This is a genomic window from Glycocaulis alkaliphilus (genome assembly GCF_004000605.1).
Taxonomy (GTDB): Bacteria; Pseudomonadota; Alphaproteobacteria; order Caulobacterales; family Maricaulaceae; genus Glycocaulis; species Glycocaulis alkaliphilus.
On sequence record NZ_CP018911.1, the window covers coordinates 1,338,339 to 1,363,095 of the forward strand.

Here is a 24,757-nt window from a genome sequence, read left to right on the forward strand (position 1 = left end):
CCTGATCAGAGAATTGAGGGCGCGCCCATGATAACCAAACTCCTCATTGCCAATCGCGGGGAAATCGCCTGCCGTGTCATCCGTTCGGCGCGCCAGATGGGCATTGCCAGTGTCGCGGTCTATTCGGACGCCGACGCGAACGCCCCGCATGTGAAAATGGCTGATGAGGCGGTGCATATCGGCCCGTCACCGGCACGCGAGAGCTATCTGATCGCCGAGCGCATCATCCAGGCGGCCAAGGACACTGGCGCGGACGCGATCCATCCCGGCTATGGTTTCCTGTCGGAGAATGCCGCCTTCGCCCGTACCTGCGCGAAGAACGGAATCATTTTTGTCGGCCCGAGCCCGGAAGCTATCGAGGCGATGGGCCTGAAAGACCGCGCCAAGGCGCTGATGGAAGAGGCAGGCGTGCCGGTTACGCCCGGCTATCACGGCGATAATCAGGACGCGGACTTCCTAAAAGAGCAGGCCGACAAGATCGGTTATCCGGTGCTCATCAAGGCGGTCGCCGGCGGCGGCGGCAAGGGCATGCGCAAGGTGGAGAAATCGGCCGATTTCGCCGCCGCGCTGGAAAGCTGCCGGCGCGAGGCGGCCTCCAGCTTTGGCGATGAGAACGTCCTGATCGAGAAATACATCACCAGCCCGCGCCATATCGAGGTGCAGGTGTTCGGCGATAGCCATGGACAGGTGGTCCATCTGTTCGAGCGTGACTGCTCGCTGCAGCGCCGCCACCAGAAAGTGCTGGAAGAAGCGCCAGCCCCCGGCATGAGCGAAGAGGTGCGCGAGGCCATGTGCTCGGCGGCTGTGCGCGCCGCGCAGGCGGTCAATTACGCGGGCGCTGGCACGGTGGAGTTCATCGTCGATGGCTCCGGCGAGCTGCGCGCGGACGGTTTCTACTTCATGGAAATGAATACCCGCCTGCAGGTGGAGCATCCCGTCACCGAGATGGTGACAGGGCTAGATCTGGTGCGCCTGCAGCTGGAGGTCGCCTCTGGCGGGCATGTCCCGGCGCAGGACGAGATCACGCTTTCCGGTCATGCCATCGAGGCGCGCCTCTATGCCGAAGACCCGGTGACGGGCTTCCTGCCCTCCACCGGCGTGCTGGAGCGCCTCGATCTGCCCGAGGGCCGTGAGGGCGTGCGCGTGGATTCCGGCGTGGAGCAGGGCGGCGAAGTCACCATGTTCTACGATCCGATGATCGCCAAGATCATCGCCCACGGCGGCGACCGCGAGGAAGCCATTGAGCGCCTCATCGACGCCATTGACAGCGATGTCGGCGTCTGGCCGGTGCGCACCAATGCAGGCTTTTTGCGCCGCGCGCTGGCCCATCCGGACTTCGGCGCAGGCGATGTCTATACCGGCTTTATCGAGGCGCATCTGGATGAACTCGTGCCGCCGGGCCTGCCTGCGCTGCACTATGGCGTGGCGGCGCTGGTCCTCTCCGGGGCCGGGCGCGGCAGCGATCCGTGGGATTCGCTTGCCGGTTTCCGTCTGAACGCCGCGCCGCGCGTGGAGTACGGGTTTGATGCGGGCGGGGAGCGCCTGTCCGTGCGTCTCGCGCAAGGCGGCGTCAGCGTGAACGGTGAACCGCTCCAGCTCAGCGACGTGCAGGGCTATCTGGGTGAGCAGGGCGGGGTGGTCGAGTTCGTTCACGAAGACGACACGCTGCTCGCCGCTGTCGAGCATCATCGCGACGGGCTTCTCATCACCCTGCAGGGCCAGGCCGTGCTGGTGCGCGATCATGATGCTGCCGTCGATGCCGATGCGCTGGCGGGCGGCGATGCGGTCAAGGCGCCCATGCCCGGCAAGGTGCTCTCTCTGGCCGTGAAGCCGGGCGACACCGTCGCCAAGGGCCAGACGCTCGCCGTGATGGAGGCGATGAAGATGGAAATGGCGCTCACCGCCCCGCGCGACGGCGTGGTGGATGCGGTCAATGCCGCCGAAGGCCAGCAGGTCAATGAAGGCGATGTGCTGGTCGCGCTGGCGGAAGAGGGGGAGTAGTCCCCTTACTCCCCACCTGTCATCCTCCGGCCGCGTAGCGGTCCGGGGGACCCATGCCTCTTTTAATTCCGCAGCCCTTTCGGGCTGCGATGTTCCGCGAAAAGTCGCGGGCGCGCAGTCGCGCTTTTCAGGCCGCAAAGCGGCCTGCAACGATACCGCTAGCTCTCACCTCTCAGGCATGGGTGGCCCGGATAAACCGGGCCATGACAGTGATTGGGAAATCGCGCCGGGAAATTGGCTCCTTTACGTACTCCCATCGTCATTCCAGAAAGCGCGTCAGCGCTTATCTGGAACTCAGTTCTTTTAAAAAGGCTGGGTTCCGGCTTGCGCCGGAATGACGAGGTTGGGGGGTATCTGAACATTCTGCAGGTACGCCGCCGAGCTTCTCAACCGGGGGATGATCCCGGACTGGTGATGTCCTCCCCCGTTTACGGGGGAGGTGTCTGGCTTGCCAGACGGAGGGGGGTAGGTGCTTTTCCCTGATCCTTCGAGACGTTCGCTTCGCTCACCCTCAGGATGAGGGGAAAAGCACACCAAAGCCCTCATCCTGAGGAGGCCGAAGGCCGTCTCGAAGGACGAGGGCCGCTACTGGCACGTCCTTCGCATGATGCATGCCCGATCCCCTCACGCTGTCCCTGATCCGGACAGAAGCGACAAAGGTTTCGGCCATGCACGTTCTGGCAGACTGGACTGATCAGACCCGCAGCGATTTTCGTGAGCGCATTACCCGCACCACGCACAATCTGCACACCTCGCCCCTGTTCAGCGAGGCGGCGATCGAGCGCCTGATCGAGATTCATCCGCGCGAATACGCCGATTTTGCCACCATGGACGAGACCGGCAGCCGCAACTCCTGGAAGACGGGCGATCCGGGCCAGCTGTCCGGCAAGGAGCTGATCCGGGCAGTGAAATCCGGCCGGCTCTGGATAAATTTGCGCAATCTGTTCGGCATTCACGACGAATACCGCGCCCTGCTGGACCAGATGTTCGAGGAGCTTCAGGACGAAAATCCGGGCTTTCATCCGGTGCGCATTCTGGGCGGGCTTCTGGTCTCTTCGCCGCAGGCCAAAGTGCCGTTCCACATGGACCGCACTGACACCATGCTGTGGCATATCAGCGGGAAGAAGCGCGTCTTCGTCTATCCCCACCATGATGATGTCGCCACGGATGCCGAGCGCGAGGAAGTGCTGCTGCACGCCTTCAATGACGAGCTGAACTACCGCCCCGAAGCGGAAAAGCACGCAAAATATTTCGATCTGGAACCGGGCGAGATGATCTGCTGGCCGCTGCACACGCCCCACCGTGTGGAGAATATGGGCACGCTCAATATCTCGCTGGCGACCGAGTACACGACGCCGGAAGCGCGCAAGCAGAATAATGCGATGTATTTCAACGGCGTGATGCGCCGCCGCTTTGGCTGGCAGCCGCCGCGCATTGCCGAAACCCATGGCCTGAACCGCACGGCGCGCTTTGTCGCCGGGGCGCTGATGCGCAAGGCGGGGATCAGCGTGCCGGTGGAGACGCCGCACGAGGGTGGCTACCGCTTCGAGATCGATCCCGATGCGCCGCTGGGCGTGCGCGCCTGATGGCTGCTGCGACGCGTAAGCGCGTAGCCCCGCCACTGCTCGACTGGAGCGAGGATCACCGCGGCGAATTTGCCAGAGGCGTGGTCAGCGCCCGCCACCAGCTTGCCCGCCTGCCGCTCTTCACTGACGAGGCGCTGGCCGCCATGCTGGACCAGCATGACCGGGCCAATCTGGATGTCTGCACGATGGGCCGCGATCCGGCGGAGCGCTCCAGCTGGCGCGATGTGCCGGTCTGCCGCCATCTGCCCGGTCATCATCTGATCGAGGCCGTGCATCAGACCCGGCTGTGGGTACATGCCCGCCACGCGCTGGATACCGATAGCGAGCTGAAACCCGTCTTTGCCGCCATGATGGACCAGCTGCGCCATCTCAATCCCGGCTGGGCGCCCTTGCGTGCCTATGGCGGCGTTGTCATCGCCTCGCCGGGCGCGCAGGTCTTCCTGCATTCGGACATTTCCGAGACGATGATGTTCCAGGTGCGCGGTTCGCAGCAGGTTTTCGTCTACCCGCCGCGCGATCCCTGGGTCAGTGACCGGGCGCTGGAAGGCGTGCTGCTGGGCGAGGCGGGCGAGGATCTGCCCTATGACCCCTCATGGGATGCAGAGGCCGCGCGCATCGATATGGAGCGCGGCAGCTTTGCCGCCTGGCCGCTGCATGCGCCCCACCGCATCCGCTTTGGCAATGAGCTGTCGGTGACGCTGGTGCTGGAAGTGGTGACGCAAGGATCGCTGGTGAAGAACGGCGTGCTGCACGCCAATGGCCTGATGCGCCGGGCCGGGTTCAACCCGAAAAGCGCTGATACGGCCGGCCTCGGCGCGGCGGTGAAGCTCGCCATTTCGCGCGCCGCGAAGGCGGCTGGCGCCGTGCGCAGGCGGCGCGGCGAGGCGGACATCTCCGATGTCTCGCTTGCCCGCGCGCTGGAACAGGCCTGACCACTGCAAAACGACCGGTCAGGGACTTTGACCACGCCCCGGTTTCGTCCTAGCTCATGAGGCATGGGCCTCAATCTTATCAAGCTGTGCGTCGGCACCGACACGATCGAAGACCTGGAAGCCTGGCGCGCCAAAATCGCGCCCGGCGACAAGCCGATGTATCACGTCACGCGGATGAGCCCGAAGCGGGCCGATGAGCTGCTTGATGGCGGCTCGCTCTACTGGGTCATCAAGCGCGTCATCCAGGTCCGCCAGCGCATTATCGGCCTCGAGGAAGTCACCGGCAGTGACGGTATTTCGCGCTGCTGCATCTGGCTCGACCGCGAACTTGTCCGCACCGCCCCGCGTCCGAAAAAGCCGTTTCAGGGCTGGCGTTATCTGACAACCGCCGACGCCCCGCCAGACCTGTCCTCGCCTGCCGCCGGCGGCGAGGAGCTGCCCGATGAGCTGCGCGCCACGCTCATCGAAATGGGGGCTTGGTAGGGATTGTTTTTTCTGTTGCTCGGCCCATCCCGGCTTCGCTCGGGAAGCCGATCAATTTCGAGTGGCGGCTTCAAGCCCCTCTCGCTAACCTGTTTGCATGCAGATCAATCTCACCCGCGAGCAAATCCTCGAGTATGAAGCACGCTACGTTTATGACGCGGACGATGTGCTGGGCGCGCGGATGGAGGCTGCTGCTCGACGCGGTCACATGACGCGTGACGATCTTATCGAGGTCGCGAGGTGGAAATGGCGGGGTGGTGCCACGCGCAAGCTTTGTTCTCAAAACTCGGAAGCCGAGGTTGAAGAGATCACCGGCATTTCCTTCGCAGCCAAGACCGAGAGACTTCGAATTGGCGCGTTGCTCGCACTGCACGGCGTCCAATGGCCGATGGCCAGCGTCATATTGCATTTCGCGTTTCCTGACCGGTATCCCATCCTGGACGTAAGGGCCATGAATACAGTCGGGACTTCGACACACTACACTTTCGAGAAGTGGCTGGAATATACCAAGCTCTGCCGCGAGTTTGCTGCTAAGCACGATGTCAACATGCGGACCCTCGACAAGGCGCTGTGGGCCTACGACAAGGGCTCGCCCTGACGCTCGCCCAGATGAGTTGTGGCGCCGGCCCGGATCGGTCAGCGCGACATGGATTCAGCCCAGGCCTGAACCCTTCCCGCAGGCGTTTCGCTGCACCCGCCAACTGCTCACAATTTCCCGCTTTCCGGCACGCAGCGCCGCAAGCGCGACCGCGCGCCCGCGACTTTTCGCGGAACATCGCAACGTGCATGCGTTGCGGAGCTAAAGAGCCTACCCCCTTCTCGCCGGGTTTGCCGGCACATTGTCGATCAGGCGTGTCTTGCCGACGCGCACCGCCGCCAGCACGCGGGCCGGGCGGGCCAGCGGGCCTTCGCCGACAATCTCCAGCCGGTCGGCGTCGCGCACCTCGATATAGTCCACCGCGTCAAACACGGATGCGGCCAGAATGCGCGCATGCTCCAGCGCCCTGGCCGCCGGTTCCCCGTCTTCCAGCGCATGGGCGAGATCGCGCAATATCACGTTGAGGCGGCCCGCGCGCATGCGCTCGGCGGGCGAGAGATAGACATTGCGCGAGGAGAGCGCGAGGCCGTCCGCCTCGCGCTTGGTCTCCACGCCCAGCACTGTCACCGGCAAAGCGAGATCGCTGACCATGCGGCGGACCACCATGAGCTGCTGATAATCCTTCTCGCCGAACACGGCGATGTCGGGGCGGACCTGTCCGAACAGGCGCGCCACCACGCTCGCCACGCCGGCAAAGAAGTGCGGGCGCGCATCGCTTTCAAGCCCGATGGCCGGGCCTTCTACAGATACGGTAGTGGCAAATCCGTCCGGATAGACCTCCTCCACCGAGGGCGCATAGAGCAGATGGCAACCGGCCGCGGCCAGCAGGGCAGAGTCCGCCTCCAGCGTGCGCGGATAAGTGCCAAGGTCTTCATGCGCGGCAAACTGGGTGGGATTGACGAAAATACTCACCACCACGCGGTCGCACACCTCCATGGCTTTGAGCACCAGCGCGATATGGCCCTCATGCAGCGCGCCCATGGTCGGCACAAAACCGATAGTGTGGCCGTCCGCGCGCCACTGGCTGATCTCGCGGGCGAGACTCTCGGCAGTGTGGACGGCGGGGCAGTGCAGGGCAGGCAGCATGGAGGAACTCCGCAGGGCAGGGCCGGGAAGCTAGACGGAGCAATATGCTGGAGGCAAGGCACCGACTCGGCGCACATTACTGATAATGATCAGACTGGCTCTTCCCATCTTGAGCGCTTTGGCGCTGGGCGCGTGCAGCGTCACCGGCGGCCAAGCCGGGCGTGATGCCTCGCCCGGTGCGCAGCAGGCGCTGCGCCTTGCCGCCAGCTTGAGCGAGGCGGCGCGCGTCGATGATCCTGTGCTGGCGCACGTCACAGACGAGATGGATGCGCTGGAAGCCGCGCTCGCGCGCGGTGTGCCGCTGGCCGAAGCCCCGCCCGTGGAGGAGGAGCCATCACTGGCGCTGGTGCCGGCTCCTGACGCCCGCCAGCAATCCCTGCTCAGCCTGATGCATGGCATACATCTGGCTTCCTATCGCGAAGAGCGTCATGTGGCCGAGGGCTGGCGCGCCCTGCAGGGCCAGCACGCCTCGCTTTCCGGGCTGCAGGCGCGCCATGTGCCAGCCGATCTGGGTGAACGCGGCGTCTATCTGCGTCTTGTGGCCGGACCGTTCGACAATGCGCAGGACGCAGCCACCGCCTGCCGGGTGATACAGGCCGCGCAGAACTGGTGTGCGGTGACGGCATTTGATGGCACGCCGGTTCACTCCCCACAGTGATTCACTGACTGTGTGTATCATCTGTTTGCGCCGCGCGCGGGCAGGGTTATCTCTTGAGTGAAGACGCGTCGTTTCGGAACCGCTCCGCCCATGAACTCACCGGCCAGCCTCCAGGTATCACGCAACACCATGCCGCAACCGCTCCGCGCGGGCGTGCGCGAGGCGCATGTGATTGTGGTGGGAAACGAGAAGGGCGGGGCGGGCAAGTCCACCGTCGCCATTCACCTGGCCATTGCCTTGATGCGCATGGGCCATATGGTGACGGCGATTGATCTCGATCTGCGTCAGGCCTCTTTCACCCGCCATCTGGAAAACCGCACGCGCTGGGCCAATACGCGCGGCGTGGACCTGCCTATTCCCGATCAGGCCGTGATGCGCCCCAGCCTGTCGCGCGACATGGATGTGGCCGAGGCCGAAGAGCGCGCCGCCTGGGAACGCGAACTGGCAAGCCTGAAAGCGCGCAGCGACTTCATCGTCATCGATGCGCCGGGCCATGACACGCATTATTCGCGCCTCGCGCACGCTAGCGCCGACACCATCATCACCCCGGTCAATGACAGCTTTGTCGATTTCGACCTGCTGGCCGATGTCGACCCGGAAACTTTCGAGGTGGGCCGGCCCAGCGTCTATTCCGAGATGGTGTGGAATTGCCGCAAGCAACGCGTGGCGCGCGATAAAAAGCCTATCGACTGGGTGGTGATGCGCAACCGCGTCTCCACGCTGGATGCGCGCAATACGCGCCGCGTGGCCGATGGGCTGCGCAAGTTGTCGGAGCGCATCGGTTTTCGCATTGCGCCCGGCTTTTCAGAGCGCGTCATCTATCGCGAGCTGTTCCCGGTCGGCCTCACCTTGCTGGACCTGACCGAGAGCGGGTCTGCCATTCCCTTCACCATGAGCCATGTCGCCGCGCGCCAGGAATTGCGTGATCTGCTGATCGTACTGAAACTGCCAGCTCTGGCCGGAAAGCCTTTCCCCTTCTGATGGTGGCGGGATGAATATTCTGTTCGCAGTTCTGATCGCGCTGGGTGCGATGGTGATGCTGGCCTGGCTGTTTGCCAGAGCCAAGCCCTCATCCGTAGTGAAGACCGGGCGCAGCGTGGCGGCTGTCGTGGTGATTGCGCTCGGCGTGCTGATGACGATGCGCGGCATGGGTATTCTGGGCGTGCCGATGGTGCTGGCCGGGATCGGCTTCCTGCTCACCGGCACATGGCGCGGGCGTGGCGCCCAAGGCAGCGCGCGCGGTGACCGCCCGCACCCCCGGCCGCAAGGGGAAAGCATGAGCCTGGCCGAGGCACGCGCCACGCTGGGTGTGGAGCCCGGTGCCAGCCATGACGAGATCCAGCGCGCCTATCGCGAGATGATGAAGAAGGTCCACCCCGATACCGGCGGCAGCGGCGCGCTCGCCCGCCGCGTGCAGATGGCGCGTGATCTGCTGATCGGGGATTAGGTTATCGCCTGTCCTCCCCCGTTTACGACTGGGTGAACTCCCGGACGCGCGAAGCGCGAGCCGGGACCTCGTGCAGGAGAAGTGGAGGCAGGCCCCTGTCTGTCCTCCCCCGCCTGCGGGGGAGGTGTCAGCGAAGCTGACGGAGGGGGGAGCTTGTTTCGATTACCCCCCTCGCCCCTTCGGGCGTTCGACGCTTCGCGTCTCACCCCACCCGTAAACGGGGGGAGACATCGAAGCCGGGAGATCATTTGAGCAGGAAGGTGCAGATGCGCTTTAAGCGCCCTGATTGACCGCGAAGCAGGCTTCATTAAGCCGGGCCAGCTCGGCGCAGACCTGACGGGCCGTGGCCGGGTCGATCGCTTCAAAGCGCGCCCGCCAGAGCGAGCGGCCATCGCGCGTCACCTCCTCGGTCACTTGCGTGGCTCCTGACAGGGCAGGGGCAAGGCCCAGAACCGTCTCCAGCCGCGCCTGTGCGACCGCGCGCGAGCCAAACGCGCCCACCTGTACCGCCCATCCACCGCTGGCGGCTCTGGCGGCTGGCTGGCTGGCGGATGCTACGGGTAGCGTTGCCGGGGCGGTTGAGTCAAAGCGTACCCGGTCACTGCCTGTATCGCGGCCCGGACGGACGAGGTCTGGAATATCCTCCACGACGATGCGCACCGGCGGCGCGGCCTCGCCGCTCTCCCCGGCTGCCGAACCCATCGCGGTGGGGCCGGGCAGGCCGGAGAGTTCAGCGGTGAGGATTTCCTGCTCGCGGATCGGACTGATGCGCGGCGAGCTCAGATTGGCCAGGATCATGCCATCGCGCCGGGCATCAAATGTGGAGAAGGCCGCTTCCACCAGCTCGGTCGCGTGCGCATCGCGTACCGGACCCGTCGCGCCGCCCATGACCACGGTGACGAGGCGGCGGCCATCGCGCTCTGCGGTGACGGCGATATTGAAGCCGGAGGCGCGGATATAGCCGGTTTTCATCCCGTCCACGCCGCGCACCCGGCCGACCAGCGTGTTGTGCGTGGTATAGGTGCGCCCGGCATGGGTGAAGCTGCGCTCGTTGAAATAGTGGAAATACTGGGGGAAATCGCGGTGCAGGGCGTGCGCCAGCCGGGCCATGTCGCGTGCCGTGGTGCGTTGTGAGGCATCGGGCAGGCCGGAGGCATTGCGGAACACCGTGGCCGTCAGGCCCAGCTCCACGCCCCGGTCCGTCATCTGGGAGGCAAAAGCCGTCTCGCTGCCGCCCAGCCGCTCGGCGACCATCACGGCGACATCGTTGGCACTGCGGATAACCAGCGCGCGAATGGCGGTCTCCACGCTGATCGTGCCGCCAGCGGGCACACCAAGCTTTGAGGGCGGGCGCGAGGCCGCTTCTGCCGACATGGTAAGCTGGCTGGCAAGCGTCAGCTCGCCGCGCTCCAGCGCATCAAACAGCATGTAGAGCGTCATCATCTTGGTCAGCGATGCCGGGTAGCGCGTGGCATCAGGCCGGCGCGCATGCAGCACCTCGCCTGTGTCCATGTCGGCGACGAACGCCGCGTAACGATCCTGCGCAAAGGCAGGCGCGCCCGGCACCAGAAGCGCAAGCGCAAACACCAGGAAGCAGGCGGCGAGATGACGATGTTTCATAGGCCCGCAAGATCACAGCAATGCGTTGACGGGCCGTTAACCGCCTTTCGCAACGGGGAAATTGTGCGCTGCACAAAATATCCTTGACTTCGCCGGGGCGATTCCACATATTTGCTGCAGTTGCGAACTAGCAAGCAGGACCCAGTCCCATGCCGGCCGATGCTTTGAATACCAACGCCGATACCGCCACGACGGAAGAAAAACCCGTTGTGACACAAGCGGCGGCGAGCACGGCGCCCAAGGCAAAGGCACCTGCTGCCAAAGCTGAACCTAAATCTGAGGCGGCTGCCGCGCCTGCGAAGAAAGCGGCGGCGTCCTCGAAGAAACCTGCGTCCCGTAAGCCCTCCGCCCCCCGCAAATATACGGGCGCACCCAAAGGAGACACTATCATGGCTGCTGCCAAGAAAGACCTCGCCAAGGAAACGTTTGAAACCTTCACCGCCGCGTCGAACGACGCCGTGAAGGACAGCATCGAGAAGTCGATGGCCGCCGTGAACGATCTCAGCGCCTTCCACAAGAATTCGGTCGAAGCCGTGATCGCCTCTGCGACCACCGCCTCGAAAGGCTTTGAAGAGCTGAACGCTCTGGCCGCCGGCTATGCCAAGAAGTCGATGGAAGACGGCATGGTCGCCGCCAAGTCGCTGGCCTCTGCCAAGTCGGTCCAGGAAGTGATCGAGATCCAGTCCGAATACACCAAAACCTCGCTCGAAGCCTATCTCGCCGAGATGAACAAGGTCTCCGACCATGTGTCCTCGATGATGAAAGACTCCCTGAAGCCGCTCAATGAGCGCTTCGCGGCAGCTGTCGAGCTGATGCAATCCCAGCGCTAGTCTTCCAGCATTTTCAGCAAAAGTGGGAACCGGTTTTGCGGTTCGAAAATGCGACCACTTGGAAGTAAGAGCGCGTACAGATTTCCGGCAGGCGAGGGGCCAATCCCTCGCCGCTGGTGACAAGTCCTCCCTGACTGGCCCGGCTCTGCCGGGCCATTTTTTTTACTGGAGACGTCTGGCCCGGCTCTGCCGGGCCATTTTTTGGCTTTTGCCTCGTCCCCGCTTGCGGGGCTGGGGCGGACATAACCCACCCAGCCTCCCACTTCGTCATTCCAGAAGCCCGAAGGGCTATCTGGAACCCAGTTGCTTGAAAAAACTGGGTTCCGGCTCTTCGCTTCGCTGCGGCCGGAATGACGAAGGAATTAGCAAAAGGCGCTCTGGGTCCCCCGTCGGGGCGGGGGACCCCGGTGGATAGGTCGTTAGCCATTCGGGCCGCGTAGCGGCCCGCAAGCGCGAATGCGCGCTATTTTAGTTCCGCAACGCATCCGCGTTGCGATCTTCCGCGAAAAGTCGCGGGCGCGCGTTCGCGCTCTTCGGACGGCGCTTCGCCGTCCGCAAGGCCGACCGGCCGCCGGGCACTTTTGCCCGCACCGACCGAGCGGAGGCGAGGGAGGACAAGAAATATGGTGCCGGCGGAGAGGATCGAACTCCCGACCTTCGGTTTACAAAACCGCTGCACTACCGCTGTGCTACGCCGGCCAATGCGCTTTGCGCGCTGCGTCATAAAACGAAAGCGGCGCGCCGGGCAAGCGCGCCGCTGCCGCACACAGTGTCAAAGCCTCACTTGCGCCAGACCAGAATGGCCGATGCCGCGAGTATCCCCAGCAGGAGATGCACCGCGTCCAGCGCCAGCGCGCCGGGCGTCATGGTGATGGCGTAGGCAAAGCCGTAAAGCAGCGTGCTGAGCGAGAAGCCCGCCCAGACGATGACGCCGATGCGCAAATGCGCCTTCAATCCGCTGGCGCCCGCCGTCTCGAACAGGGCAGCCAGCCCCAGCACAGTCAGGATGGGCATGACCGGCCCCAGGAAGATTTTCCATTCATGGCCGGCAAAGCTGTCTGCCGTGTAGCCGTACTGCTCCATCCAGAAGGCGGAGAAGACAAGGCCGTATATGAGATAACCGATGATGTAGATGGCGACCGCAGCGGCGATGACCGCTAGAAGGTCGTGACCGAAAATTCTGGGCATGAGTGTTTCCCTCCCCGTCCGGGGCGGCTATTGCTCCGCCCTCGAACTGTCATTGATGGCGCGGCTTGCGCCTGCCTTAACCATACGCCCACCGGGGATTTGCCGCCATGGCCCGCATACTGATCACCTCCGCCCTGCCTTACATCAATGGAATCAAGCATCTGGGCAATCTGGCCGGCTCCATGCTGCCCGCCGATGTCTATGCGCGTTTCCAGCGTATGCGGGGCCATGAGGTGCTCTATATCTGCGCCACGGACGAGCACGGCACCCCGGCAGAGCTGGCCGCCGCTGCGGCCGGGCAGGACGTGCGCACCTATTGCGATGAACAGCACGAGATCCAGAAAGAGATCGGTGAGCGCTTTGCCCTGTCATGGGATTATTTCGGCCGCACCTCGTCGCCGGAGAATGCGCAGCTGACCCAGCACTTTGCCGAAGTGCTGGAAAGCCGCGGCCTGATCGCGGAGATCGTCGAAAAGCAGATCTATTCCAAGGCCGACAAGCGCTTCCTGCCGGACCGCTATGTGGAGGGCACCTGCCCGAACTGCGGCTATGAGAAAGCGCGCGGCGACCAGTGCGATAATTGCGGCAAGCTGCTTGAACCGACCGATCTGAAAGACCCGTATTCCACCATTTCCGGCTCGCGTGATCTGGAAGTGCGCGATACCCGCCATCTGCAGCTTCGCCAGAGCCAGATGGAGCCGCGCCTGCGCCAATGGGTCGATGAAGCCACGAACTGGCCGCAGCTCGCCCGTTCCATCGCCTATAAATGGCTCGATGAAGGCTTGCGCGACCGCACCATCACCCGCGACCTTTCATGGGGCGTGAAGGTGACCAAGGATGGCGCGCCGCGAGACGGCTTTGAGGACAAGGTCTTCTATGTCTGGTTCGACGCGCCGATAGGCTATATCGCGGCGACCGCCGAATGGGCGAAGGCCACCGGCAATGACTGGGAGCGCTGGTGGCGCACCGACAAGGGCGCGGGCGATGTCTCCTACGTCCAGTTCATGGGCAAGGATAATGTCGCCTTCCACACGGTCAGCTTCCCGGCGACCATTCTCGGCTCTGAAGAACCATGGAAGCTCGTTGACCGCCTGAAAGCCTTCAACTGGCTGAACTGGTATGGCGGCAAGTTCTCGACCAGTAGCAAACGCGGCGTGTTCATGGACGCGGCGCTGGATCTGCTGCCGTCCGACTACTGGCGCTGGTATCTCACCTCGAATGCGCCGGAAGGCTCTGACACCCAGTTCACCTGGGAGAGTTTTCAGGGCGTGATCAATTCAGACCTCGCCAATGTGCTGGGCAATTTCGTCAACCGGATCACCAAGTATTGCGCGGCGAAGTTCGACGGGCAGGTGCCAGCCACCGGCACACCCGGCGAGGCCGAAGCCTGGATCGCGGCCGAGCTGTCTGAACGGCTAAAAGCGCTCAGCGCCCATTACGAGGCGATGGAATACCGCAAGGCGGCGGCAGAGACCCGCGCTATCTGGGCGGCGGGCAATGAGTATCTCACGAAGGCCGAGCCGTGGGTGAAGTACAAGAGCGATGTGGATGGGGCCGCCGTGGGCGTGCGCACCGGCCTTAATCTCGCGGTGCTGTTTGCCATTATCGCCCAGCCGGTCATTCCCGATACGGCCAAGAAGGTTCTCGATGCACTCGGCGTTCCTGATGACAGGCGCAGCTGGCCGGACTGGCAGGACAAGACCCTGCTCGACGCCCTGCCGCATGGCCACGCCATCACCCCGCCGGACGTGCTGTTTGCCAAGATCGAGGATGCGTCGGTGGAGGAATGGCGCGAAAGGTTCGGCGGGGAGTAGGAAAAATCTGAAATCCCGGAAGCGCGCAGCGCTATCCGGGACCTCGTGCAGGAGACGCGGAGAGAGGCCCCGGGTCTCGCTCACGCTCGCCCGGGGTTTCAGAGCTGGCAGTCAGCGCAAACTCCTGCGCCCCGCCTTTACCAGCTCGGCGGTGCGGGTCTCGATGGCCGTTTCCAGCGCGGCGATGAAGGCTTTGGGATCATCGCCGGGGTGGATCGGGTCCAGCAGCTCGATAATGGCAAGGCCGGGCCGGAACTCCCATTTCTGCTGCGGCCAGAACACGCCCAGATTGGTGGCGACCGGAATGACAGGGCGGTTCAGCACTCTGGCCAGCTGGTAAACGCCGAGCCGGTAGCGCTTCTTCGAGCCGACCTCGCTCAAGCCCCCTTCGGGGTAGATCAGCACATCGCGGCCAGAGCGTTGGAGCGCCTGCAGGCCGGTATCAAGGCCGCCATTGGCGCGCTTGCCGCCTGCATTATCGACCACCACGGCCTCGGCGCGTTTGAGTATCCAGCCCACGAGCGGGTATTTGAGCATGTGATCGCCGATCACATAGGTCAGCTCGCGATGGCGCGAGACAAGGCAGATGCCGTCGCCCCAGGACTGGTGTTTCGACGCGATCACCGCAGGCTCGGTATCGGGCAGTACGTGCAGGCGGCGCACAAGAAGATTGAGCCCGCAAAGCCCCATCCAGCCTGTCATGGCGCGGCAATAAAGCCAGATCGCGCCCATCGTCGCCCAGCGGCCGGGTACAAGCGTGGCCGGGGCCACCAGCAATACGCCGATAGCCACCGTGATCACCCAGTAGCCGGAATGGAAGATATGCGTTCGCAGGGCGCTCTCCCTTGCCGCGTGAGCGGGCTATGATGGAACGCGCAGCGATTCCGTAAAAGGGGAGGGCGCATGCCGCCAAAGAACATCGCCATTGCGGGCTGTGGCCCGGCCGGGCTTGCTGCCGCGCTGCTGCTGCACCGTGATGGCCATCGCGTGCGGCTTTATGAGCGGTTTGAGACGCCGCGCCCGATTGGTTCAGGGCTGCTGATCCAGCCGACCGGGCTGGCGGTGCTGGAAAGGCTGGGCCTCGACACGGCGTTAAAGGCCCATGCAAGCGTCGTAGAGCGCCTCCTCGGCAAGGCGGTGCGGGTCGGGTGCGACGGTGCTCGACGTGCGCTATAGCGCGCTTGGCGAGCCCTTGCGCGTGGGTCTGGGCATCCACCGCGCGGCGCTGTTTTCGATCCTTTATGACGCGGTGCTGGCTGAGGCCATTCCCGTCCATACCTCCGCCGAGATTACCGCCAGCGAGCTGGGTCCAAACGGCCAGCGCGCGCTTGTCATGGCCGATGGGGCCCGCGAGGGGCCGTTTGACCTGATTGTCGATGCGCTAGGCACGCGCACCCCGCTCGCCGCGCCGACGGGAAAGGAACTCGCCTATGGCGCGCTCTGGGCGAGCCTGGACTGGCCGGAAGGCTCCGCGTTGAACCCCCATGCGCTGGAGCAGAGATACCGCGCCGCCTCCATCATGGCGGGCGTGCTGCCTATCGGCACCGCGCCGCATGACGCACGCGCCAAGGCCGCGCTCTTCTGGTCCATCAAGGGGGCGGATGTGCCTAAGTGGCGCGCGGCAGGGCTGGATGCGTGGAAAAGCGATGTTCGCGCCGTCTGGCCAGCTGTCCAGCCGCTGCTGGACCAGATCAGCGACGCAGAACAGCTCGTCTTTGCCCGCTATGCGCACCGCACGCTGAAAAAACCCGGTGAAACGGGCCTCATCCATATTGGCGATGCCTGGCACTCAGCCAGCCCGCAGCTTGGGCAGGGGGCCAATATGGCGCTGCTCGATGCCTGGGCGCTGGCGCTGGGGCTGCGTGAGGGATCGGATGTGCCAGACGCCATTGCCCGCGCGATTGCCTGTCGCCGCTTCCATGTCTGGCTCTATCAGGTGCTGACGGCGTTCTTCACGCCGGTCTACCAGTCCGATAGCCGCCTCATCCCCTTCCTGCGCGACCGTCTGGTCGGCCCGGTCTCCAAAGTCTGGCCGGCACCACTCGTACAGGCGGCGCTGGTCAGCGGGCTGGTGGGAGGGCCTTTGGGAAGGTTGGGGTTACGCTGAAAATTCGTCGGGTTTTCCGGCCGCGTACCAGTCTTGCATGGCCCTGATGACATTTATGGGGGCGTATAGCTCAATGTCGCGCTCGGACGCGCCGTTGGTTATTTCACGCTCATAGTGCCATCCCCGGAACGTTGCGTAATCGCCCAGTACCCGTTCGGTCCCGATGCTGTCGGCGCCTGCATGATGGACCAGCCAGTCGCGAACATGCCGAACCGCTTCGACATAGTCCATTCCGTGGGAATGGATGTCCCAGCCCGCGATGTCTGACAGACCCTTTTGATAGTCGAACTTGTTGCTTTCCAATATCAGGATCGATTTCTCCGCCAGCTCGTGACCGCCGAATTTCCGGCATCCATGGTCAATGCCAAGCTCGAACGGCATGTTCATGCGGTAGTATTCGTCCGCTTCGCTGGATTTGCAGCGGCTGAGATCGTGAATTCCGAATTTCGACGATCTGACCAGCTCCAGAATCCGGTCCAGACGCGCGGCTGCGCCGTCTGCATTCTCCGGAGCGATCCGGACATGGAAGCCGAGATCAATTACACAGAACGCGATAGACTGGAGTATCGGCGCGTAATCGCCATCGAACGGGCAATTAAGGAAAACCGACCGCTCGAACGGGACCGGCAAGCCTTAGGCCTTCGGAGGACGCGGTTCGTTGCGGAAGGAATTCCGCTCCCGGATCAGTCCATTACGACCGTGGATATAAAGCTCGGTGCCCTGGTTTTTGGCAATCTTGGTGGCCGCCGCGATGGCGGCTTCCTGTGTCGCGTGAACACTTGAGGCTCGTGCTGCGCCAGCTTTCCGTACGCTCCAGCCCGACTGGCTCGGAACAACATGCTGGCCTTTGCGGCTGATGGTTCTGTTCGACATGTCTGAACGTTCCGACTCTCAATACGATTTCTGCACCAAAGATAATACGCCAGCAGGCATTGATCCAGCTTTTCCCGGCCAAAGTTTGGCGTCCACCCGGGATTACGAATGTGTCTGGCCGCGCACAACCCCGCAAACCGCGTCCCCGCCTTGACATTGGCGGCGTGGCGATGCCTTTTCCGCGCTGATTTTCAAGGCGGGTCCCATCACCCGTTTCCACCCCGTTTTCAAAGAGCCCTGACCCATGTCCGTTACCAAGACCCACTGGCGCACCCATACCTGCGGCGAGCTGCGCAAGACCGACGTGGGCAATGATGTCACCATCTCCGGCTGGGTACACAGAAAGCGCGATCATGGCGGCCTCCTGTTCATCGATCTGCGCGATCATTACGGCCTGACCCAGTGCGTGCTGGAGCCAGACTCAGAGCATTTTGCGCGCCTTGAGCGCCTGCGCGTGGAGAGCGTTGTCACGCTGACCGGCAAGGTGGTTGCCCGCAGCGAGGACACGGTGAACAAGAATCTGCCGACCGGCGAGGTGGAGCTGCGCGTGGAAGGACTGACCGTCCAGTCCGAGGCCGAAGAGCTGCCGCTGGCCGTGTTCGGCGAGCCGGACTGGGCCGAGGAAGTGCGCCTGAAACACCGCTATATCGATCTGCGCCGCGAGAGCCTGCACAAGCGCATCGTGCTGCGCTCCAAAATCATCGACTCCATCCGCCGGCGCATGATCGAGCAGAATTTCGTCGAGTACCAGACGCCGATCCTCACCGCGTCCAGCCCGGAAGGCGCGCGCGACTATCTGGTCCCCTCGCGCATCCATCCGGGCAAGTTCTACGCCCTGCCGCAGGCCCCGCAGCAGTTCAAACAGCTCATCATGGTCTCCGGCTTTGACCGCTATTTCCAGATCGCGCCCTGCTTCCGCGATGAGGATGCACGCGCCGACCGCGCGCCGGGCGAATTCTACCAGCTCGACATGGAAATGAGCTTTGTCGACCAGGAAGACGTGTTCGGCGTGATCGAGCCGGTGCTGGCGGGCCTCTTCCGTGAGTTCGCCGACGGACGCGAAGTGAGCGATGATGCCTTCGCGCGCATTCCTTATGCCGAAGCCATCCGCACCTATGGCTCTGACAAGCCGGACCTGCGCAACCCCTTAAAAATACAGGCCGTCACCGAGCATTTCGCCGGTTCCGGCTTCAAGGTCTTCGCCGGGATGATCGAGAAGAACGCAGGCGTAGAAGTGTGGGCGATCCCTGCGCCTACGGGCGGCTCACGCGCCTTCTGCGACCGGATGAATAGCTGGGCGCAAAAGGAAGGCCAGCCCGGCCTTGGCTATATCTTCTGGCGTGAAGAGGGCGGTCAGCTCGAAGGCGCTGGCCCCATCGCCAAGAATATCGGCGAGGCGCGCACTGACGCCATCCGCAACCAGCTGGGTCTCAAAGCGGGCGATGCCGTCTTCTTCGTCGCAGGAGTCCCGAAGGATATGTACGCCTTTGCCGGCCGCGCGCGCGATATTGTCGGGCGCGAGCTCGATCTGTGCGAGAAGAACGTCTTCAAGTTCTGCTGGATCGTCGATTTCCCCATGTATGAGTGGAATGAGGACGAGAAGAAAATCGATTTCTCCCACAACCCGTTCTCCATGCCGCAAATGGAGGCCGAGGCCTTCATGGCGCTGGACAAGGCCGACCATGACACGCTGCTGGGCCTGAAAGCCTGGCAGTATGACATTGTGTGCAACGGGGTGGAGCTGTCCTCTGGCGCGATCCGTAACCACCGCCCCGATGTGATGCTCAAAGCCTTTGAATTTGCCGGTTATGGCCCCGAAGTGGTCGAGGAAGCGTTCGGCGGCATGCTCAACGCCTTCCGCTATGGCGCGCCGCCTCACGGGGGCATCGCGCCGGGCGTGGACCGGATCGTCATGCTGCTGGCGGGCGTCGAAAACCTGCGCGAGATCGTGATGTTCCCGAAAGACCAGCAGGCCCGCGATCTGATGATGAACGCGCCGGCCTACCCGGAAGCGCGCCAGCTGCGCGAGCTGCACCTGCGCACCGTGCTGCCTGAGGCGAAGAAGGGGTAGGAGGGGAAGCCTCCTGCTTCTACCTCTCGTCATTCCAGAAGCGGCGTGAGCCGCTATCTGGAACCCAGCTAGAGCAGCGTCTCGTACAGATCGCGCCAATCAGGGTTGGCCGCTTCGATCAGTTCCAGCTTCCATGCGCGTTTCCAGCCTTTGATCCGCGTTTCGCGGACAATGGCGTGCTCCATGGTGGCATGCATCTCGAACCAGACGAGCAGCGTCACGCCATACTTGCGTGTGAAACCGGGCACCATTCCTTCGCGATGTTCGTAAATCCGCCGTACCAGATCACTGGTCACGCCGGTGTAGAGCGTGCCGTTGCGCTGGCTCGCCAGAATGTAGACGGCAGGCTGAAAGAGGCGCTCTCGCATCCCGGTATTCTGACGGCTGATTGCGCGAAAGAAACAGTTTTCTGGGTTCCGGCTCTGCAGCTTCGCTGCGGCCGGAATGACGATTGGAGTGGTAACGTACCGATCCCTCGTCATTCCGGGGGAGCGTAGCGACACCCGGAACCCAGCTTTTTATAAGCGACTGGGTTCCAGATAGCGGCTGCGCCGCTTCTGGAATGACGAAGGTTGGGAGCTGTGAGAGTGTGGCGCATAGTGCCTAAAAGCGCGACCGCGCGCCCGCGACTGCCTGTACCCCGGCTACGGCCAGGGCACGCACTGGAAAACCAATCCTACCGCCGGTCGGACCGTTCCGCGCGGGCAGGGGGCGCAGGCGGTGTGGACGGGCGCTGCGCGTCCTCCAGCCAGAGCTGCACCGGCTCGCCCAGTTCAGAGCGGCGCATTTCAAACTGCCAGCCCGTATACGCCCGCGCCCGGGCGAGCTCGGCCTGCGCACGCGCGGCTTCGCGCAAGGATGCGCGGGCGCTTTCCATCGCCTCGCGCTCCAGCCCGCCAGAGGCCATGGCGCGCGATTGCACGCTGGCCAGCGCATCGGCGAAGGCTTCCTGGGCGGCTTCCAGCTGCGCCAGGCGGCGCGCCTCGGCCTCGGCGATGAAGGCGCGCTCATCCACCGGACGGGCGCCGGGGACTTCGTCCTCGCAGACAGCCAGCGTGATATTCATGTCTTCAGGCAGACGCGTTGATGCGTCGCCGCATGCCCGTTCCAGCAGGGATGGCGTCAGGCCGCGTGCCTCGCTCAGGTCCGCGCCGGTGAGGTTTACCGCGCGAAAGCGCGCCCCGGTCAAATTGGCCTCGCGCAGGCTCGCGCCGGTCAGGTCCACATGATCAAGGAAGGCGCCCTCCATCGCGGCATCGCGCAGATTGGCGTGGTGCATGATGATGTGCTGCATGACCACATTGGTCAGGCGCGCATCGCTGAGGTCGGCCGCGCGCATGTCGCCAGAGCGTATCGTCGCCGTGCTGAAATCGGCCTCGCGCAGATTGGCCCCCTGCAGGCTTACCTGCACAAGGCTGGCCCCGGTCATGCGCACATTGCGCGCATCGGCGCCCTGCAGCATCACCTGATGGGCGCGCATGTCGGTCATGTTGGCGTCTGTCAGGCTGGCGCCGCTCATTGTCACGTTCGACAGGCGCACCTCGCGCATGGAGGCATCGGCGAAGTTCGCGCCATCAAGGCGCATATTGGCAAAGCGCGCGCCGAGCAGCTGGGCGCCGGAAAAATCGGCATTGGCAAAATCGCCGCGATAGAGATGGGCGCCGGCCAGGTTGGAGCCGCTGAAATCGCATGATGCGCATTCCCCGCCAATAACGAGGCGGCGCTGCGGGTCGCTGTCGCGCGGGGCTCTGATGGCTTGCCCGGCATCATTGGCATCGCCAAAAGCGGACGCGGCCAGCGCTGGCGGCGTTAACGCCGTCAGGGGGAAAAGCGCAGCAATGACAACATGGCGCAGCTTCATGCCCTTTTCCCTACTCCCCGGCGCAGGCAAGAGCGACTTAAATTGCAGTAATGGGAAAAGTCTAGCGGCCCGGCGCGCAAGGCGGAACGCGAAGCCCGCCCGGCAGGCGGGTGGAGTCATCGCCGCAGGCGGCGTTGAGCTGGGCCTGCGTCAAACCGTGCGCGCCCTGCATTTCCGCGCCGGAAATATTCGCGCCGGCAAGGTTCGCCCCGGAAAAGTCCGCACCGCCAAAATACCCGCCGACCAGAATGGCCCGCTCCAGATTGGCTCCGGCAAAGCTGACCCCGGTAAACCGGCCGCCAAACAGATTGGCGATGGAAAGATCAGCTTGCGCCAGCCGTGCATTGTTCATCGTGGAGAGCGAGAGATCGGCCTGGCGCAGGCGCGAGCCGGAAAGATCGACGCCCGGCAGATTGCGATAGGCAAGGTCGGCCTGGAACAGATTGCACCCCGTACACGATGCGCCCGCCTGTACCCGCGCGATCTCGCCGGCATTTTGCGCCAGTGCGGGCGCGCCAGCGGCGATTGCCAATGCCAGAGCGGCCAGAACCTGTTTCATCACGGCACATCCTCATCCTGCCCATGCGGGCTTTGGGGAAGGAGCAAGCAAGAGCCGGGCCGGGGGAGGGTGCTGGGGGCAGGCCCAGCTGAAGATGCCTGATGCTCTGGGTTCCGGCTCTGCAGCTTCGCTGCGGCCGGAATGACGATGTAGAAAGATGCGCTCTCTCTTCTCGTCATTCCGGGCGAGCGTAGCGAGACCCGGAACCCAGATTTTCATGAGCGGCTGGGTTCCAGATAAGCGCTGACGCGCTTTCTGGAATGACGAAGGGAAGGCTTCGACCGTTATCGCATCGCACTGACGCCTGCGCCGCCGCCCGCCGTCTCCACCTCCGACCGGCCCTCCATGACAACGTGCCAATGTATTAACACGATGAACTGAGTGGGCTGGCCAAGGCAGGGGAAGAGGGAATGCGTGGGTGGAGCCGCGCGGCGGGAAGAGGGAAGGTGCGGGCAGGGCGGTGCGTCTGGAAGGTGCGGGGTGCGGAGCGCCACACGGGTATCTGGGTTCCAGATAGCGGCTCACGCCGCTTCTGGAATGACGATGTAGAAGAACACGCCCTCTCTTCTCGTCATTCCGGGCGAGCGTAGCGAGACCCGGCCTTGCGTGTGTTGGCGATGCGCCGGACGCGGCCCTCCCGGGGATCATAAAGATCAAGCCAGAGCTTGGAGATGTCGCATCCGATATAGCGATAGGGTAAAGTCAAGATGCCTGTTCCTGTGATGCGAGGTCCGATGCAACCGGCCTCGTGCAACTGTTCAGGTTGAACCACGGTGTGCGGGACGGGGTCCGGGCCGGGTCACGGTCTTCAAAAACCTGGAACCCAACGGCCTCCGTCCCGCAAACATCCTGACACATCAACCACACACAGGAACCCAGCCGGCGCGCAGCGCCGCAAGGGCGACCGCCCGCCCGCGACTTTTCGCGGAACATCGCAACGCGGATGCGTTGCGGAACTAAAATAAAGACTGGGTTCCAGACAAGCGCTGACGCGCTTTCTGGAATGACGAAGGGAAGGGTTCGGACAGTCTGGTGCATCGCGCAGCAAGCACGCGGACCGGCGAGCCACTTCACCCACTCAACTCCACCTTCACCCCGCAACCATCTCCCGCAGTCTCTGATCCGCCTCGCTCCACCTCGAGTGGCCCAACAGAGCGTGCCAATGTGGTAACGCAATGTGCTGGGTGAGCAAGTCATGGCGGGGCGGTGCGTCTGGGAACTGGTGGGGAGTTATGGCAGGGCGGTGCGTGTGGAAGGGGCGGAGCGCAGCGGCACCCGGCCGGGTTTCTGTACTGCGCCAGCTCCCCCGGTCATGGCCGTGCGCCGTGCTCTCACGTCTCGCGAGCTCAACTCACCGGGTCCCCGGCCGCAGAGCCGGGGTCCAGCGTCCAGCCCCTGCGCTATTCCATGGAGCTCGCGTTCCCCGTTGTCACGGGGACAGGCGGGGCGGGGGAACCCGGCGTGTAGGGATTCTTGTTCAATGCGGCGCAGCCATTTTTGTATCTCGAACCTCTCCACCGGGGTCCCCGCCCCCGAGCGGGGACCCAGCTTGTCGAGCATAATGTGACACTTGCCATGCATGCCACCTTCATGGGACAGGCGCAGGCTCGCCAGCGGGCGCCTGTACGTCCCCAGACGGACAATCGGGTCCATGACAACGCCCCGTGGCCAAAAACATGGATCCCGGCTCTGCGGCCGGGAACCCGGTGGAGAGGTCCACGGCCAAACCGGCAGAAGCTTTGAAAATGCATCAATATCGGGGTCTCCCGCGCTGACGGGAGACCCAGCTTGTTCTTCAGGAACAGCTCGCCATGGATACCGGCGCCCCCGTTTTCATGTTTCATCTCGTTTGATTGTTTGGATACCGCTTCGGTGTCTGCGGGTGTAGAGTATGTGCGGTCCAGACTGGGAGGCCGGTGATGGAGTTGCGTCTTCATGCCAATGCCCGCACGACGCCGGCGACACGGCGTTACATCCAGACCTGTGGCAAGCCGGTTGCTGTGCTGTCGGCCGAGCTGGGGGTGTCAGAGACTACGATAAGACGCTGGCGGGCGCGCAGCGAAGTGGCTGACCGCCCGCATGTGCCCCATACGCTGAAGACCTCTATGAGCGGCGTGGAGGAAGCGCTGGCTGTCGAGCTGCGCTGTCATGTGGGCCTGTCGCTGGATGATGCGCTGGAGGTGATGCGGCGCTGTGTGAAGCCGGACCTGTCACGCGCGGCCCTGCACCGCTGCTGGCGCCGTCATGGCATCTCGGCCCGGCCCGTGCAGGCGCGTGCGCGCACCGGCGTGTTCGAGACCGGCCAGCCCGCCGGGTTCATCCATGTCGATGTGAAGCACCTGACACGCCTGAACCGGCAGCCCGCCTATGCCTTCATCGCCATCGACCGGGCCACGCGCTTCGTCCATCTGGACATCTTCAACACGCGCAGCGCAGCCAACGCCGCCGCCTTCTTCGAGCGCTTCCTGGAAAGCTTCCCGCTGAAGGTCCACACCGTCCTGTCCGATAACGGATCAGAGTTCACAGACCGGTTCGCCGTCGACAAGAAGGGCAAGCCCGAAGACCGTCCCAGCGGTACCCATGCCTTCGACCGGGTCTGCGCCGCCCACGGTGTCAAACACCGGCTCACACGCCCCTTCCGTCCGCAGACCAACGGTATGGCAGAACGCTTCAACCGCCGCCTGCAGGAACATCTCGACGCCCACCCGCCAAACGGACGCAATCAGGGCCGCAACTGCTTCGACACGCACGAGCAGCGCAACGCCTATATCCGAAACTTCGTCCAAAACTATAACCGCACACGCCTGCGATGCCTCGGCTATCAAAGCCCGCTCGAAATCCTCAACAATCTCACGGAACACAACATTTTCACGGGGACAGGCGGGGCGGGGAAGAGTGCCAGGAATCGGGAATCCATAACAATGCCCTGACGTTTGAAATCTGGGTCCCCCGTCGGGGCGGGGGACCCCGGTAGAGGGCGTTGCAAAGTCCCCATCCCCGCCTCCGCCCACACCCCCACACCCTCGCATCCCTCATTTCACGC

General features: G+C 63.8%; 24 protein-coding genes and 1 tRNA gene. 14 read left to right on the plus strand and 11 right to left on the minus strand.

All coding sequences use genetic code 11. The annotated features are described in order from the left end of the window. Nucleotides 1–27 precede the first annotated feature (27 nt). From X907_RS06385 to X907_RS06405, 5 genes are all read left to right on the plus strand, one after another. Nucleotides 28–2,001, plus strand: a complete 1,974-nt coding sequence (locus X907_RS06385) for an acetyl/propionyl/methylcrotonyl-CoA carboxylase subunit alpha (RefSeq protein ID WP_127566355.1) — start codon at nucleotides 28–30, stop codon at nucleotides 1,999–2,001. 611 nt (nucleotides 2,002–2,612) lie between these two features. Further along, nucleotides 2,613–3,587: a cupin domain-containing protein gene (locus tag X907_RS06390; protein ID WP_127566357.1), complete on the plus strand. Its 975-nt coding sequence runs from the start codon at nucleotides 2,613–2,615 to the stop codon at nucleotides 3,585–3,587. Then, nucleotides 3,587–4,519, plus strand: a complete 933-nt coding sequence (locus X907_RS06395) for a hypothetical protein (protein WP_127566359.1) — start codon at nucleotides 3,587–3,589, stop codon at nucleotides 4,517–4,519. The genes X907_RS06390 and X907_RS06395 overlap by 1 nt, the downstream gene beginning before the upstream one ends. Before the next feature lie 63 nt (nucleotides 4,520–4,582). Further along, nucleotides 4,583–5,002, plus strand: a complete 420-nt coding sequence (locus X907_RS06400) for a DUF1489 family protein (RefSeq protein ID WP_127566361.1) — start codon at nucleotides 4,583–4,585, stop codon at nucleotides 5,000–5,002. A gap of 97 nt (nucleotides 5,003–5,099) precedes the next feature. Then, on the plus strand, nucleotides 5,100–5,600 hold the full coding sequence (locus X907_RS06405; protein WP_127566363.1) for a hypothetical protein: 501 nt from the start codon (nucleotides 5,100–5,102) through the stop codon (nucleotides 5,598–5,600). 210 nt (nucleotides 5,601–5,810) lie between these two features. Here the strand turns inward: X907_RS06405 and panC are convergent, their stop codons facing one another. Next, a complete protein-coding gene (gene panC / locus X907_RS06410) occupies nucleotides 5,811–6,686 on the minus strand; it encodes a pantoate--beta-alanine ligase (protein ID WP_127566365.1) in 876 nt (291 codons plus the stop codon). A 109-nt stretch (nucleotides 6,687–6,795) separates the two neighbouring features. Here panC and X907_RS06415 point away from each other — a divergent pair, with 109 nt between their 5' ends. The 3 genes from X907_RS06415 to X907_RS06425 all read left to right on the plus strand — a co-directional run bounded on the left by X907_RS06415 (nucleotide 6,796) and on the right by X907_RS06425 (nucleotide 8,791). Beyond that, on the plus strand, nucleotides 6,796–7,344 hold the full coding sequence (locus tag X907_RS06415) for a hypothetical protein (protein WP_170175484.1): 549 nt from the start codon (nucleotides 6,796–6,798) through the stop codon (nucleotides 7,342–7,344). Between the two features lie 129 nt (nucleotides 7,345–7,473). Beyond that, nucleotides 7,474–8,325, plus strand: a complete 852-nt coding sequence (locus tag X907_RS06420) for a division plane positioning ATPase MipZ (protein ID WP_127566369.1) — start codon at nucleotides 7,474–7,476, stop codon at nucleotides 8,323–8,325. 10 nt (nucleotides 8,326–8,335) lie between these two features. Further along, a complete protein-coding gene (locus tag X907_RS06425) occupies nucleotides 8,336–8,791 on the plus strand; it encodes a J domain-containing protein (RefSeq protein WP_127566371.1) in 456 nt (151 codons plus the stop codon). Between the two features lie 273 nt (nucleotides 8,792–9,064). Here X907_RS06425 and X907_RS06430 read toward each other — a convergent pair whose 3' ends face one another. Further along, a complete protein-coding gene (locus X907_RS06430) occupies nucleotides 9,065–10,411 on the minus strand; it encodes a serine hydrolase (RefSeq protein WP_127566373.1) in 1,347 nt (448 codons plus the stop codon). A 389-nt stretch (nucleotides 10,412–10,800) separates the two neighbouring features. Here X907_RS06430 and X907_RS06435 point away from each other — a divergent pair, with 389 nt between their 5' ends. Continuing rightward, entirely contained in the window at nucleotides 10,801–11,241 is a 441-nt protein-coding gene (locus X907_RS06435; protein WP_127566375.1) for a phasin family protein, read from the plus strand. 624 nt (nucleotides 11,242–11,865) lie between these two features. On the opposite strand, the gene X907_RS06440 is transcribed toward X907_RS06435, so the two are convergent. Together X907_RS06440 and X907_RS06445 are read right to left on the minus strand one after the other, a co-directional pair. Beyond that, nucleotides 11,866–11,940: transfer RNA gene (locus X907_RS06440), tRNA-Thr, on the minus strand. 81 nt (nucleotides 11,941–12,021) lie between these two features. Next, nucleotides 12,022–12,429 (minus strand): DUF1761 domain-containing protein, encoded by a 408-nt coding sequence (locus tag X907_RS06445; RefSeq protein WP_127566377.1) that lies wholly within the window; start codon nucleotides 12,427–12,429, stop codon nucleotides 12,022–12,024. Nucleotides 12,430–12,536: 107 nt separating this feature from the next. Between X907_RS06445 and metG the strand changes: the two genes are divergently transcribed. After that, nucleotides 12,537–14,243, plus strand: a complete 1,707-nt coding sequence (metG, locus tag X907_RS06450) for a methionine--tRNA ligase (RefSeq protein WP_127566379.1) — start codon at nucleotides 12,537–12,539, stop codon at nucleotides 14,241–14,243. Between the two features lie 111 nt (nucleotides 14,244–14,354). On the opposite strand, the gene X907_RS06455 is transcribed toward metG, so the two are convergent. Further along, nucleotides 14,355–15,044, minus strand: coding sequence for a lysophospholipid acyltransferase family protein (locus tag X907_RS06455; protein WP_127566381.1), 690 nt, complete (start codon nucleotides 15,042–15,044; stop codon nucleotides 14,355–14,357). Nucleotides 15,045–15,146: 102 nt separating this feature from the next. On the opposite strand from X907_RS06455, the gene X907_RS14575 reads away from it, so the two are divergent. Together X907_RS14575 and X907_RS06460 are read left to right on the plus strand one after the other, a co-directional pair. After that, nucleotides 15,147–15,419, plus strand: a complete 273-nt coding sequence (locus tag X907_RS14575) for an FAD-dependent monooxygenase (protein WP_233352555.1) — start codon at nucleotides 15,147–15,149, stop codon at nucleotides 15,417–15,419. Then, nucleotides 15,409–16,350 (plus strand): FAD-dependent oxidoreductase, encoded by a 942-nt coding sequence (locus X907_RS06460; RefSeq protein WP_233352556.1) that lies wholly within the window; start codon nucleotides 15,409–15,411, stop codon nucleotides 16,348–16,350. Before X907_RS14575 ends, X907_RS06460 begins: the two co-directional genes overlap by 11 nt. On the opposite strand, the gene X907_RS06465 is transcribed toward X907_RS06460, so the two are convergent. Then, the gene (locus tag X907_RS06465) at nucleotides 16,342–16,980 is read right to left on the minus strand and encodes a hypothetical protein (protein WP_127566382.1); all 639 of its coding nucleotides are present in this window, start codon (nucleotides 16,978–16,980) and stop codon (nucleotides 16,342–16,344) included. The genes X907_RS06460 and X907_RS06465 overlap by 9 nt on opposite strands. Before the next feature lie 3 nt (nucleotides 16,981–16,983). Beyond that, nucleotides 16,984–17,223: a DUF2188 domain-containing protein gene (locus X907_RS06470; RefSeq protein WP_233352557.1), complete on the minus strand. Its 240-nt coding sequence runs from the start codon at nucleotides 17,221–17,223 to the stop codon at nucleotides 16,984–16,986. 244 nt (nucleotides 17,224–17,467) lie between these two features. On the opposite strand from X907_RS06470, the gene aspS reads away from it, so the two are divergent. Next, nucleotides 17,468–19,294, plus strand: coding sequence for an aspartate--tRNA ligase (gene aspS / locus X907_RS06475; RefSeq protein WP_127566384.1), 1,827 nt, complete (start codon nucleotides 17,468–17,470; stop codon nucleotides 19,292–19,294). Nucleotides 19,295–19,362: 68 nt separating this feature from the next. Here the strand turns inward: aspS and X907_RS06480 are convergent, their stop codons facing one another. The 4 genes from X907_RS06480 to X907_RS14670 all read right to left on the minus strand — a co-directional run bounded on the left by X907_RS06480 (nucleotide 19,363) and on the right by X907_RS14670 (nucleotide 22,420). Beyond that, nucleotides 19,363–19,662: a GIY-YIG nuclease family protein gene (locus X907_RS06480; protein WP_127566386.1), complete on the minus strand. Its 300-nt coding sequence runs from the start codon at nucleotides 19,660–19,662 to the stop codon at nucleotides 19,363–19,365. Between the two features lie 308 nt (nucleotides 19,663–19,970). Next, nucleotides 19,971–21,155 carry a pentapeptide repeat-containing protein gene (locus tag X907_RS06485; protein WP_170175485.1) on the minus strand — a complete coding sequence of 395 codons (1,185 nt, stop codon included), beginning with the start codon at nucleotides 21,153–21,155 and terminating at the stop codon, nucleotides 19,971–19,973. 61 nt (nucleotides 21,156–21,216) lie between these two features. After that, entirely contained in the window at nucleotides 21,217–21,714 is a 498-nt protein-coding gene (locus X907_RS06490) for a pentapeptide repeat-containing protein (RefSeq protein WP_127566390.1), read from the minus strand. Between the two features lie 571 nt (nucleotides 21,715–22,285). Then, on the minus strand, nucleotides 22,286–22,420 hold the full coding sequence (locus X907_RS14670; protein WP_257791278.1) for a hypothetical protein: 135 nt from the start codon (nucleotides 22,418–22,420) through the stop codon (nucleotides 22,286–22,288). A gap of 1,213 nt (nucleotides 22,421–23,633) precedes the next feature. Here X907_RS14670 and X907_RS06500 point away from each other — a divergent pair. Then, nucleotides 23,634–24,644, plus strand: coding sequence for a DDE-type integrase/transposase/recombinase (locus tag X907_RS06500; protein WP_127566394.1), 1,011 nt, complete (start codon nucleotides 23,634–23,636; stop codon nucleotides 24,642–24,644). Nucleotides 24,645–24,757 lie beyond the last annotated feature (113 nt).

Bases quoted from the DNA above. Each gene is read 5' to 3' on its own strand.
- X907_RS06385 (WP_127566355.1), top strand. From the start codon at position 28: ATGATAACCAAACTCCTCATTGCCAATCGCGGGGAAATCGCCTGCCGT.
- X907_RS06390 (WP_127566357.1), top strand. From the start codon at position 2,613: ATGCCCGATCCCCTCACGCTGTCCCTGATCCGGACAGAAGCGACAAAG.
- X907_RS06395 (WP_127566359.1), top strand. From the start codon at position 3,587: ATGGCTGCTGCGACGCGTAAGCGCGTAGCCCCGCCACTGCTCGACTGG.
- X907_RS06400 (WP_127566361.1), top strand. From the start codon at position 4,583: ATGGGCCTCAATCTTATCAAGCTGTGCGTCGGCACCGACACGATCGAA.
- X907_RS06405 (WP_127566363.1), top strand. From the start codon at position 5,100: ATGCAGATCAATCTCACCCGCGAGCAAATCCTCGAGTATGAAGCACGC.
- panC (WP_127566365.1), bottom strand. From the start codon at position 6,686: ATGCTGCCTGCCCTGCACTGCCCCGCCGTCCACACTGCCGAGAGTCTC.
- X907_RS06420 (WP_127566369.1), top strand. From the start codon at position 7,474: ATGCCGCAACCGCTCCGCGCGGGCGTGCGCGAGGCGCATGTGATTGTG.
- X907_RS06425 (WP_127566371.1), top strand. From the start codon at position 8,336: ATGAATATTCTGTTCGCAGTTCTGATCGCGCTGGGTGCGATGGTGATG.
- X907_RS06430 (WP_127566373.1), bottom strand. From the start codon at position 10,411: ATGAAACATCGTCATCTCGCCGCCTGCTTCCTGGTGTTTGCGCTTGCG.
- X907_RS06435 (WP_127566375.1), top strand. From the start codon at position 10,801: ATGGCTGCTGCCAAGAAAGACCTCGCCAAGGAAACGTTTGAAACCTTC.
- X907_RS06445 (WP_127566377.1), bottom strand. From the start codon at position 12,429: ATGCCCAGAATTTTCGGTCACGACCTTCTAGCGGTCATCGCCGCTGCG.
- metG (WP_127566379.1), top strand. From the start codon at position 12,537: ATGGCCCGCATACTGATCACCTCCGCCCTGCCTTACATCAATGGAATC.
- X907_RS14575 (WP_233352555.1), top strand. From the start codon at position 15,147: ATGCCGCCAAAGAACATCGCCATTGCGGGCTGTGGCCCGGCCGGGCTT.
- X907_RS06470 (WP_233352557.1), bottom strand. From the start codon at position 17,223: ATGTCGAACAGAACCATCAGCCGCAAAGGCCAGCATGTTGTTCCGAGC.
- aspS (WP_127566384.1), top strand. From the start codon at position 17,468: ATGTCCGTTACCAAGACCCACTGGCGCACCCATACCTGCGGCGAGCTG.
- X907_RS06480 (WP_127566386.1), bottom strand. From the start codon at position 19,662: ATGCGAGAGCGCCTCTTTCAGCCTGCCGTCTACATTCTGGCGAGCCAG.
- X907_RS06485 (WP_170175485.1), bottom strand. From the start codon at position 21,155: ATGAAGCTGCGCCATGTTGTCATTGCTGCGCTTTTCCCCCTGACGGCG.
- X907_RS06490 (WP_127566390.1), bottom strand. From the start codon at position 21,714: ATGAAACAGGTTCTGGCCGCTCTGGCATTGGCAATCGCCGCTGGCGCG.
- X907_RS06500 (WP_127566394.1), top strand. From the start codon at position 23,634: ATGGAGTTGCGTCTTCATGCCAATGCCCGCACGACGCCGGCGACACGG.